The organism is Streptomyces sp. NPDC104202 (genome assembly GCF_055584185.1).
This window is the reverse complement of sequence record NZ_JBVJMN010000035.1, coordinates 45,242-56,141: the sequence shown is the minus strand read 5'-3', so window position 1 is coordinate 56,141 and position 10,900 is coordinate 45,242. Positions and strand designations below refer to the sequence as shown.

The 10,900-nt window shown below is 74.9% G+C and carries 9 protein-coding genes; 3 read left to right on the top strand and 6 right to left on the bottom strand.

All coding sequences use genetic code 11. The features are described 5' to 3' along the window. Positions 1-66 precede the first annotated feature (66 nt). From ACZ60W_RS22335 to ACZ60W_RS22320, 4 genes are all read right to left on the bottom strand, one after another. Positions 67-1,116 carry a MerR family transcriptional regulator gene (locus ACZ60W_RS22335; protein WP_469757093.1) on the bottom strand — a complete coding sequence of 350 codons (1,050 nt, stop codon included), beginning with the start codon at positions 1,114-1,116 and terminating at the stop codon, positions 67-69. Between the two features lie 42 nt (positions 1,117-1,158). Further along, entirely contained in the window at positions 1,159-1,614 is a 456-nt protein-coding gene (locus tag ACZ60W_RS22330; RefSeq protein WP_469757092.1) for an SRPBCC family protein, read from the bottom strand. Between the two features lie 137 nt (positions 1,615-1,751). Next, on the bottom strand, positions 1,752-3,041 hold the full coding sequence (locus tag ACZ60W_RS22325; protein WP_469757091.1) for an NAD(P)/FAD-dependent oxidoreductase: 1,290 nt from the start codon (positions 3,039-3,041) through the stop codon (positions 1,752-1,754). Positions 3,042-3,080: 39 nt separating this feature from the next. Then, positions 3,081-4,583 carry a cryptochrome/photolyase family protein gene (locus ACZ60W_RS22320; RefSeq protein ID WP_469757090.1) on the bottom strand — a complete coding sequence of 501 codons (1,503 nt, stop codon included), beginning with the start codon at positions 4,581-4,583 and terminating at the stop codon, positions 3,081-3,083. A 236-nt stretch (positions 4,584-4,819) separates the two neighbouring features. Between ACZ60W_RS22320 and ACZ60W_RS22315 the strand changes: the two genes are divergently transcribed. Next, positions 4,820-5,398 (top strand): fasciclin domain-containing protein, encoded by a 579-nt coding sequence (locus tag ACZ60W_RS22315; RefSeq protein ID WP_469757089.1) that lies wholly within the window; start codon positions 4,820-4,822, stop codon positions 5,396-5,398. A gap of 328 nt (positions 5,399-5,726) precedes the next feature. Further along, complete coding sequence (locus ACZ60W_RS22310) at positions 5,727-6,887, top strand: hypothetical protein (protein WP_469757088.1); 1,161 nt, start codon at positions 5,727-5,729, stop codon at positions 6,885-6,887. Positions 6,888-6,945: 58 nt separating this feature from the next. On the opposite strand, the gene ACZ60W_RS22305 is transcribed toward ACZ60W_RS22310, so the two are convergent. After that, on the bottom strand, positions 6,946-8,232 hold the full coding sequence (locus ACZ60W_RS22305; RefSeq protein ID WP_469757087.1) for a PucR family transcriptional regulator: 1,287 nt from the start codon (positions 8,230-8,232) through the stop codon (positions 6,946-6,948). A 269-nt stretch (positions 8,233-8,501) separates the two neighbouring features. Here ACZ60W_RS22305 and ACZ60W_RS22300 point away from each other — a divergent pair, with 269 nt between their 5' ends. Beyond that, entirely contained in the window at positions 8,502-9,878 is a 1,377-nt protein-coding gene (locus ACZ60W_RS22300; protein WP_469757086.1) for a lipase family protein, read from the top strand. 70 nt (positions 9,879-9,948) lie between these two features. Here ACZ60W_RS22300 and ACZ60W_RS22295 read toward each other — a convergent pair whose 3' ends face one another. Further along, positions 9,949-10,773, bottom strand: a complete 825-nt coding sequence (locus ACZ60W_RS22295; RefSeq protein WP_469757085.1) for a dienelactone hydrolase family protein — start codon at positions 10,771-10,773, stop codon at positions 9,949-9,951. Positions 10,774-10,900 lie beyond the last annotated feature (127 nt).

The window sequence follows — 10,900 nt, the reverse complement described above, 5'->3', positions numbered from 1 at the left end:
CGGATCAGGGGCCGGCTCCGATCGGAGCCGGCCCCTCGTCGGTTTCCGCCCGTCAGCCGTCGCCCGTCAGCCGTCATCCGTGGTCGCCGCCTGCTCCCCGTATCCCGCGGAGACCACCTCGTACCGCCGGGAGACCGCGTCGAGGGCCTCCCGCAGACTCGTGATCCGGACCGTGCCGGAGGTGTCCGGCACCCCGAGCCAGCCGGGGCCCGCCAGCAGCACCAGGGGAGCGGTCCGCGCCCCCCGCATGCCGAACGCCGTCGACGCCACGCGCCCGGCCAGGGACGGGTTCGCCGTCGATCCGGTCTGGGACCAGAGGACGACGGCGGACGGCCCCATCCGCCGTACCGCCGCGTCGAGTGCCTCCGGCGGTACGGCGGCCCCGAACATCCGGACCGGCAGGCCGCGTTCGGCCAGCCCGGCCGCGAGCGCCTCCAGCGGCAGCGTGTGCTGCTCGCGCGGGACGCAGGCGAGGACGACCGGAGCGGCGGTACCGGTGGCGGGGCTCGTGGCCACGGTGCGCCGCAGCACGGTGGAGACGTGCCACGAGAGCAGGTGTTCCACCTCCACGTAGCCGTCGCCCGACGACTCCCACTTGCGGCCCGCCGCGTGCAGCGCCGGCGCCATCACCTCCTCCCACGCGGTGACCAGCCCGTACCGCGTGAGCACGTCCCGGAGCAACACCTCCATGGCCGGGCCGTCCAGGCGCACGGCGGCCCGGGCGAGGCCCCGGCACTCCTGCCGCACGTCGCCCAGCGGCAGCCCGCCGCCCGGCCCGGCACGGCGCGTGGCGTCCCGGGCCCCGGCGGCACCGCCGGGATCCGCGGGAGGGGCGACCGGCGGGGCGTCGGGCGCCCCGGCGGCCACCGGCCCCCACTCCGAGCGGACCAGCTGGGCGGCGTGGGCGGCCTCGGCGGGTGGGACCCCCGACGCCGTGAGGCGGCACATCTCCTCCAGCATCGCCACGTCCGCCGGGCTCCACCGACGGTGCCGCCCCTCGGCGCGTACGGCGGGGCTGATGCCGTAGCGCTGCTCCCAGGAGCGCACCGTCGTCGGGGAGACCCCCAGTCGGCGCGCCACCGCGCCCGTCGTCATCCCGAGTGTCTTCTCGGCCATGTCACCCACCAGGCGATGCGGAAACGATGCGAGTCTGCGCGGTCACGGGCTCGGCGTGCCGTCGGAGCGTCGGGCCTCCGCGACGGCCGGGAGCTGCACCGACACCTCATCGGCCAGCCGCTCGAACTCCGGCCGGAGGAAGGGCGTCGCCAGCTTGGCGAGACCCTTGAAGGTCAGCGAGGCCCGGTAGGTCAGCCGCGTGCCGTCGCCCGCCTCCTCGAACCGGAGGTCGTCGACCGCGGTCACCGTCTTGTTCTCCCCGACGAACATCAGCCGGCCCGGCTCCCGCGCGGCCAGCCGGTACTCCAGCTCCGTCGTGCGGCCCCGGAAGAGCGACGTGTTGCGCCAGCGCGACCCGGTCCGTACGGGTCCGTCGTCCAGCCGCACGCACGTCACCGTCCCTGGGTCCCACTCCTCGGTGCGGGTGAAGTCCTCCATGTAGGCCACCAGCTCGCCCACGGGCAGCCGCACCACGAAACCGCGCTCCACACTGATCACCGCACTGACCTCCTGTGTCCGTCCTCTCGGGCCCTCGGCCTCGGCCGCGCCCACCCCGACACTCACCCTTCCGGGTGCGCGGACGCTCCGGATGCAGGGGAATCCCGTACACGACCGCTCCCGGCCGCCGGACGCGGTCAGGACCCCACGGCCGGCTCGATCCACCGCACCCGTTCCGGCCGGGCCGCCCGCAGGTCCGCGAGCACCTCGCGGGCGGCGCGTGTCCCCGAGGCCAGCGCGCCCTGGAGCGAACCGGTCGCCCGGTGGTCCCCGCACACGTACCGGCCCGGCGCGAACCGCGTGGTCCGGGAGAGCGGCACGGGGCCCGGCATCGCCGGCAGGGCGTCGGGGACGGTGACCCGGTGGACCAGCTCCCAGTCGCCGGGGTCGGCTCCGTACGCGTCACCGAGCGCCTGCACGACCGCCGCCGTCTCGGACGGGCCGGGCGAGCCGAGCACCGACGTGGAGACGAGCGCCCGGCCGTCGGCGGAGAACCCGGGCTGCACGGCGGTCAGCACGCAGGTGTTGAGGAACCTGCGACGTGAGTCGACGACGAGGACGGGCTCCGTCAGCGGGGGCCGCGCCGCCGCGTGGTAGAGCGTGGTGACGGTCCGGCCGTCGGGGACGCGGAGCCCCGGCAGCAACTCGGCCGCGACCCGCTGCCCGGTCGCGACGACCACCGCGCGCGCAGGCACCTCGCCGCCGTCCGCGAGGACGGCCCCGCTCCCGGTCACCGCGGAGACGCGGGTGCCGGTCCGCAGGACGTCCGGCGGCAGACGGGAGGCGAGCTGGGCGGGTACCGCCCCGATGCCCTCCGCCGGCAGGCACAGCGTCCCGCGGAGCATGCTCCGCCACACCAGGTGGAAGAAGCGGGCCGAGGTCTCCAGCTCGTCCTCCAGGAAGACACCGGAAAGGAAAGGCCGCAGGAACGTCTCCACCAGCTGCGGCGACACCCCGGCACCGGCCAGCGCCGTCCGCGTGGTGCCGTCACGGCCGCGCCGCAGCACGGACGCCGGTGCCAGCGCGTCCCGCGCCGACAGCGCCCCGAGCGCCACGAGGTCACGGCCGGACGCCAGCCTCCCGGGCAGCAGGTCGCGGCTCTCCCGCGGCCGCCGGGAGGGGTCGGTGAACCGCAGCAGATCGTCCTCCGTCCGGACGAGCACGCCGGGCGTGAACGGCCGCAGACGCAGCTCCTTCCGGTCGATGCGCCGTTTGACCTGTGGATAGGAGGTGTTGAAGACCTGGAAGCCCCGGTCGACGGTGAACCCCGCCACCCGGTCGGTGCGCATCCGCCCGCCCACCGCCGAGTCCGCCTCCAGGAGCAGTACGCGGAGCCCCGCCGCGCTCAGGTCGTCCGCGCAGGCGAGCCCTGCGGCCCCCGCGCCGACGACCACCACGTCGTACCGTCCGCCGTCCGTCGTGCCCATGCCGTCCTCCTCCGTCGTCGTCGGTCCGCGGTCGCCCTGTCACGGCGGCCCCTCGCCCCGGTCCCGTTCCTGCTCCAGCAGCTCCGACAGGTCCTTGAGCCGGTCGAGGCCGTGCACCGCGCGGGAGATGCGGGCGTTGCGCGACAGCGCGTCCCGGTGGCGGTGCAGGAAGTTCCAGTAACCCGCGGTGAACGGGCAGGCGTCGGCCCCGACGCGCCGGTCCGGCCGGTAGGCGCAGGGCCCGCACAGGTCGCTCATGCGGTGGATGTAGGCGCCGCCCGACGTGTACGGCTTCGTCGTCATCCGGCCGCCGTCCGCGTACTGCGACATGCCCACGACGTTGGGCAGCATCACCCAGTCGTAGCCGTCGACGAAGCTGCGGTGGAACCAGTCCGTCACCGCCGCCGGGTCCCAGCCGCGCTGGAGCGCGAAGTTGCCCAGCACCATCAGCCGGGGGATGTGGTGCGTCCAGCCCGTGTCCCTGACCTGACGCAGCACCGTCGACAGACAGCGGGCCGACACGGCGTCGGCGTCGAGCTCGTCCCACCAGTCCGGCAGGGGGGCGGTGTGCCCCAGCGCGTTCGAGGTCCGGTACTCCTCGCCGAAGTGCCAGTACAGCTGCCAGACGTACTCGCGCCATCCCGCGATCTGCCGGACGAAGCCCTCGACCGAGTTCAACGGCGCCTCGCCCGCTCGCCACGCGGCCTCCGCACCCTCCACGCACTCGGCCGGGTCGAGCAGTCCCAGGTTCAGCGACGAGGAGAGCAGGCTGTGGCTCATGACGTCGTCGTCGGCGAGCACGGCGTCCTCGTGCGCTCCGAACCCCGCGAGCCGGTGGTCGAGGAAGCGCCGCAGCGCGGCACGGGCCTCGCGCCGGCTCGCCGGGAACCGCCGGGGGCCGTCCCTGCCGACGAAGGACACGTCCCCGTCCCGCTCCCAGCGGTCGAGGTCGCGGCGGACCTCCTCGTCGACGGCGTCCTCGCGGGGCCGGTAGGGCGCCTCCGCCCCCAGCGTCCGCGCCCCACGCGGGGGCGGCTCCCGGTTCTCGTGGTCCAGGTTCCACGTGCCGCCGGCCGGCTCCGCGCCGTCCATCAGGAGGTCGTGGTCACGCCGGACGGTCCGGTAGAAGGCCTCCATGCGCAGCCCCCGCTGTCCGCCGGCCCATGTGCGGAAGTCCTCCTGCCGGACCAGGAAGCCGCGCGGCGGGAGCACCGTGACGCCGTCCAGGGACCGTACGAGCGCCAGCGCCGCCCGCGACGTGGGATGGTGCACCGTCACCGGTCCGTCGCCCACGGCCTTCCGCAGCCCCTCCCGGTAGGTGTCCGCCTTCACGTACGTCACGCGGTCGCCGAGCTCCTCGGCGCGGTGACGCATCGCCGACAGGACCAGATGGGCCTTCGCCCGGTGGAAGCGCCGGCGGCGGAAGACGGCACGGGACTCGACCATCACCACGGGGGCGTCCCGCGCCGGACCGCCGTCTCCGCCCGGCCGCAGGAACTCCGGCCCCAACTGGTCGCCGAAGAGCCAGTGCGTCCCGCTCATAGCGCTCCCGTTCCGCTCGGCCCCCGCGTGACGCCTCGTCGCGCCCCTGATGACTTCGCCGTGCGGAGCCGCCCCGGATGCAGTGGGCCGAACACGGCTTTCCGGGCGCGGCGGCCCGGAAAGAAATGCGCCCCGGTTCCCATCCGGAGTCACCCTCGGCACCGAATGGACTGATGAAAGGACCACAGATCCACGGCCGTACCCTCCGCGGTGTCCGGCCGCTGGGAGGAAACGCCATGAACACCACGCTCACCCGACGTCGTGTCCCGGCCGCACTCGCCGCCGGCGCCCTCGCGTTCTCGCTCGGAGCCCTGGCACCCCAGGCCTCGGCCGACGACGGCGGCGCCCCGTTCGGCCCCGCCTGCGCCTCCGTACCGAAGGACGGCGCGGGTTCGTTCGACGGCATGGCCGAGGACCCGGTGGCCACGGCCGCCGCGAACAACCCGGCCCTGTCGACCCTCGTCGCCGCCGTGAAGAAGGCCGGTCTGGTCGACACGCTGAACAACGCCAAGGACATCACGGTCTTCGCGCCGACCAACGACGCCTTCGCCAAGATCCCGAAGGCCGACCTGGACAAGGTCCTCGCCGACAAGGCCATGCTCACCAAGATCCTCACGTACCACGTGGTGGGCCAGCCCGTGGAGAAGGCGGATCTCGCCGACGGGTCCTTCAAGACCCTGGAAGGCGGCACCCTCACCACCTCGGCCTCCGGCGACACCTACAAGGTGAACGACTCCGCCACGATCGTCTGCGGCGACGTCGCCACCTCCAACGCCACCGTGCACATCATCGACACGGTCCTCATGCCGAAGTGACCCGGCATTCCGGCCACACGGCGTCCCGGGGCGGTCTCCCGATCCGCCCCGGGACGCCGCACGACCCCATCGGGGGCGGCCGTACGCCGAACGGTGCGGGTGAGGGCGAAGCGCTGCGGCGTGAGGGGGAGTTGGGGGAGGCTGGGAGCGTGACGTCACGGGGGATCGGGCGTGGGGGAGGCGCATGTGGTGAGGTCGTCGGCCGAAGTGAGCGCAGAGGCACGGGTGTGCGGCGCCCCGACGCCCTGCCGGGAGGGCTGAGGTGCATCCCCAGCGGTTGGTGTGGGTCCGCACGGGAGGACCGAGCGGATCCGGGTCGGGGTACCTGGTGGGTCCGCGGCTCGTCCTGACGGCGCTGCACGTGGTGAGCCACCAGGGCGCCCCGGTCGGGCGCGTCGTGGTGCGCGTCGGCCACCCCCGCTTCGGCTCCGGCCTCGTCGAGCGCTCGGCCCAGGTCTGCTGGCCGGACCCCGTCCCGCCGTCGCACGCGACGGCGCCGGACATCGCGCTGCTCTGGCTGGACGAACCGGTGGAGAGCAAGGAGGGGCCGGTGCGGTGGGGGAGGCCGGCCGGCGTCACCCCCGTCCCGTTCGAAGGCGCCGGGTTCCCCGACTTCGCCGCCGACGACGGGGGCATCGCGCAGTTCGAGTACATCCGAGGGGACCTGCCCGTGGTGTCCACGGCCTCCTCGGGCTGGGTCCTGGACTGCCCCGTCTGGCCGGCGGCGTCCGGCGGGGCCGACCGCCCGTGGGCGGGCGCCTCGGGAACGGCGGTCTTCTGCGGCGCACGCGTGGTGGGCGTGGCGGTCGAGGACAACCGCACCATGGGCTGGCGGCGGCTCCACGCCACGCCCCTCCACGAGGCCCTGGACTCGCCGGGCTTCAGGGAACTCGTCGTCCGGCACGGTCACGCGGGCACGACCGCCGACGTGGCCGAGGTGACGGCCGACCCTCCACGCTCCCCGGGCCCCCCGCCCGCACCCGTACCGAGGCCGCCCGGCCCCGGACCCGAGGGGGACGACCGGCCTCCGGCTCCGCGGCCCGGGCCCCGCACGATCTCCGCGAACGACGTGAAGGCGCGGGTCGAGGCGGAACCCGGCAGACTGCTCACCCACCGCGCCGCCCTCACGGCGAGCGCCGAACGCAGGATCCGCGTCCGGCTGGAGATGGCGGGCGAGGAACCCGTCCTCGCGGTCTCCCGGCACAAGGGTTTCCTGTCGTCCACGCTCTCGACCAACCTGATCGCCTTCACCCCCACGACGCTGTACGCGCGCGACCGTTCGTCCGTCCTCGCCTGCCCCTACGGTTCCCTGGGGGCCCTGGCTCTGGAGATCGACAAGGTGCGGGACACGGACTACCGCGGCGGCGCCGGAGTCGGATGGGACTGGTACGTCGTCCTCGGCCACGCGGGCACCCGGGTCCGCCACGGCCCCTGGGGCGAGCGGCGGGCCCACGACCTCCGGGACTTCCTCGCCTCGCTGCCCGGGTAGCCCGAGCGGAGGAAGCGGACCGGGTCACCGGGCGTGCACGCCTCGTCCCGCGCGGCGGTCACGCGGACGTTCCGCCGCCGGGCCCGTCCCGCAGGACCGCGTCATGGGCCGCGAGCGCGGCGTGGAGGGTGAGCAGGTCGGCGCCCCGGGACGCGTCCAGCCCGACGAGGTCCCCGGTCCTGCGCAGGCGGTAGTCGACCGTGTTCGGGTGGACCTGGAGGACGGCGGCGGCGCGGCGGCGGTCGAGGTCGCAGGCGAGGAACGTGCGGAGGGTGGCGAGCAGTTCGGGGCGGGTGTCCAGCGGGCCGAGGAGCGCGGCGAGCCCCTCCCTGGCCGGGCTCGGGCGGCTCAGCTGGTAGGCGAGGAGCACGTCGTCGAGGAGGTACAGACCCGGTCCGCGTCCGGAGGCCCGGGCCACCGCGCGGACGTCGTCGGCCAGCCGGGCGGCCTCGGCGACGCCCTCGGGTGCGGCGACGGCCGCCGCCACGAGCAACTCCGCCCCGCACAGCCGCCGGAGCCCGCCGATCCGCCGGGAGAGCTCCTCCCGCTCCGCGCCGTCGAGGCCGGAGTCCGCCCCGTCGTCCCGGGGGACGAGGACCAGGCCGCCGTCGCCGGACAGCGCGGACAACGGCACTCCGACGGTGTGGCGCTGTAGCTCGTTGCGCAGCCGCCGGAGCTTGCGGCGCACCACGACGGGCTTGTTCACGCCGGGCCGCAGTTCGTCCGGGTGCGGGCCGATGTCGATGCTCAGCACCAGATAGCTCGGCGGCAGGGCGATCCCGGCGCGGTCGGCGGCGGCCTGCGGGCTGCCGCCCTCCAGCAGCCGGGACAGCAGCTCCTGGAGGGCGACCTGCTCGTCGCTGAGAGCCGTCTGCCGCTCCTGCACGTATCCGGCGGCGACCTCGCAGCTCACCAGCCGCAGATAGGCCAGGAGTCGGTGCTGCACCCGCAGCACGTCCTGGAGGTCGTCCGGTTCGGCCGCGGAGACGACCTGCGCGGCGCACTCCTCGGCCCCGAGGTGGTAGGCGCCGACCACGGCCTCCAGGGGCACGCCCTCGTCCGCCCGCCGGGCCGACGACTCCCGGATCGCCGCCCGCTCCGCCTGGTCCGGCAGCTCGCCGGTGCGCAGCACGTCGGCGAAGCTGCGGATGCCGAGGTTCACCTGCCGGGCGATGTCGCCGCCGAGCTGTTCGGACGGCAGGGTCCCGTAGACCGGCAGGCGTTCGACGAGGCGGCCCATGACCGCCCGCTCCAGCGCGCCGACGGCGGACCGGAGCCGCGTGTGGACCGGAACGCCGCCGAAGTGCGGCACGGGCTCGCCCGCTCGGGTGTTGGACGCGGTCACAATCCACCTCGCACATCTCTGTTGTCCGCCCCGGAGACACGGCCGCGCACCGCCTCCATGATGTTTCCGGGACACGTCCTACCGGTTGGTAACACGTTCGGCCGGTGGATGGCCAGACGTGGCGACTGCCGCGTTGTCCACTCCCCGACGCGCCTCCGGCGGCGGTCGGCACCCCCGACGTCCGGGCCGGGCACGCCCCTTCGGCCGGACGAGCCGACGCACGCGGGCCACTCCCGCCCGCCGGTCACCCCTCCACGAATCGAGGAAGCATGTCCAGGACACCCGCCCGTCTGATCTCCCTCGCGGTGGCCACCGCCGCGGCCCTCACCGCGGTTCCGGCCGCCACCGCCTCCGGGGTCGCGCCGGCCGCCGCCACCGTCGTCGGAGGCACGGCGCCGGCGGCCGGCGCGGCCGCGGCGGGCGACCCGTTCTACGCCTACGACGGCGACCGGCCGCTCGCCTCGTTCGCCCCGGGCGCCGTGCTGAAGACCCGTACGCTGCCGTACCACCTCGTGGGCATTCCCACCCCGCTCACGGCGATCCAGCTGCTCTACCGCACCACCGACGCCCAGGGCCGCCCCGCCGCCAACGTGACCACCGTGGTGCGCAGCCTCACGGGCGACGGCAGCAAGGCCGTCTCGTACCAGTCGTTCTACGACTCGCTCGACCCCGAGGACGGCCCCTCCCGCGCGATCGCGGGCGACCTCTCGCTCGGCGGCGTCATCCCCAACGCCGAAGCCCTCTTCATGGCGCCCCTGCTCGCCAAGGGCTACACCCTCGTCATCCCCGACACCCAGGGGCAGCGCGCCGACTTCGCCGCGGGGCCCGAGTACGCGACCAACACCCTGGACTCGATCCGCGCCGCGAGCCTGTCCGCCGCGACCGGCATGAACGGCCGCACCCGCGTCGGCCTCATCGGCTACTCCGGCGGCGCCATCGCGAGCAGCTGGGCGGCCGCGCTCGCCCCGGGATACGCGCCCGACGTCAACGGCAGGCTCGTCGGCTTCGCCGAAGGCGGCCTGCTCGTCGCACCCGCCCACAACCTGAAGTACGTGGACGGCTCCCTCGTCTGGTCGGGCGTCATCCCCATGGCGCTCATCGGGGTCTCCCGCTCCTACGACATCGACCTGAAGCAGTACATGAACGACTACGGCCGCGCGGTGTACGACCGGCTGGAGGACGGCTCCATCGTGGACGCCCTGGGACGCTTCCCGGGCCTCACCTGGAAGAAGATGGCGAAGCCGGCCTACGCGAACCCCAACTCGGTCCCCGAGTTCGTCGAGGCGGTGAACCGGGTGAACCTCGGCCAGGCCCCCACGCCGACCGTCCCGGGCTTCATCGCCCAGGGCAACGGCGGCGTCCTCGAAGGCACCTTCGCCGATCCGGACGGCATCGGCACCGGCGACGCCGTCATGGTCGCCGGCGACGTGCGCGCCCTCGCCCGCCAGTACTGCGCCACCGGCAACGACGCGATCGCCTACCGGCAGTACAACCTGCTCAGCCACACGGGAGTGCCCGTCGTCTGGGCGCCGCTCGCGCTGGACTGGCTCGACGACCGCTTCGCGGGCCGTCCCGCCCCGACCGACTGCGGCCGCATCCCCGCGGGCAACTCCCTCGCGCCGGAGCGGCCCGCGCCGCTGTCCTGACCGGCGGCGCACTCCCGCCGGACGCGGCCCGGCGGCGGGAGTGCGGCCCGGCCCCCGTCCGGCCGCCCGCTCAGGCGCGGGGCTCCAGAAGCCGGCTCCTGAAGTGGTCGAGGACGCGGTCGAGTGCCTCGCGGGTCGGCTGCCCCGGCTCGTCGACGAGGTGCTCGGTGACGACGGAGTGCGGGGGCGTCAGCGCGTCGGGGTTCGCCGTGTCGTCGTCGAGTTCGATGCCGACGAACGACTCGCCGAGCGTCGCCCTGAGCAGGTCGAAGCGTTCGCCGGGAGCCAGCCGGTCGCCGCGGAACCGCAGGCCGAGCACCTCGAGGCCCGACCCGCACCGCTCTCGGACCGCCCGCAGGTCCGCCGGGGAGATGTCCAGGGAGCGCCGGTGGCGGGCGCTGACCGCGAGGGGGAGCGACGGCTGGCAGAGGACCGGCGCGAGGAGCCGCTCGTCGGTCGCCATCGCCAGGGCGTATCCCCCGGTGAAGCACATGCCGACCGCTCCCACCCCCGGCCCGCCGCACCGCTCGTGCTCGTGGGCCGCCAGGGCGCGCAGCCAGGTGACCACCGGAGACGTGCGGCCGGCCGCGAGCACCGTGAACTCCCGGCTGACGCAGATGTGGGCGACGGCGCGCAGACCGGTGACGACCGTCCCCATCCGTCCGTGGGCCGCCGGATCGGGATCGCGTCCGGCGACGCCGAACAGGTCCGGCAGGACCACGGTGCAGCCGATGTCGCGGACCCGCCGCGCGAACCGGGCCACCTTCGGCGTGATGCCGGGGATCTCGGCCATGACCACGACCGCCGGCCCGCTGCCCGACCGCAGCACCGTGTGCGAGCGGCCCTGGTGGGTGAACCGCTCCCGGGTGAAGTCCGTCAGGCCGTCGTCGGCCACGTGTCCTCCTGGCTGCTCGCGGTGGGGCGTGACAGCGCACGACCCTACTCGCGGGTAGCCGGGGGTGTGAAGGCGCCTGCGTCCACCCGTCGGGGTCGCGCCCGATCATCCGTGACCGCGACCCCCG

Bases quoted from the DNA above. Each gene is read 5' to 3' on its own strand.
- ACZ60W_RS22315 (WP_469757089.1), top strand. From the start codon at position 4,820: ATGAACACCACGCTCACCCGACGTCGTGTCCCGGCCGCACTCGCCGCC.
- ACZ60W_RS22300 (WP_469757086.1), top strand. From the start codon at position 8,502: ATGTCCAGGACACCCGCCCGTCTGATCTCCCTCGCGGTGGCCACCGCC.
- ACZ60W_RS22335 (WP_469757093.1), bottom strand. From the start codon at position 1,116: ATGGCCGAGAAGACACTCGGGATGACGACGGGCGCGGTGGCGCGCCGA.
- ACZ60W_RS22325 (WP_469757091.1), bottom strand. From the start codon at position 3,041: ATGGGCACGACGGACGGCGGACGGTACGACGTGGTGGTCGTCGGCGCG.
- ACZ60W_RS22320 (WP_469757090.1), bottom strand. From the start codon at position 4,583: ATGAGCGGGACGCACTGGCTCTTCGGCGACCAGTTGGGGCCGGAGTTC.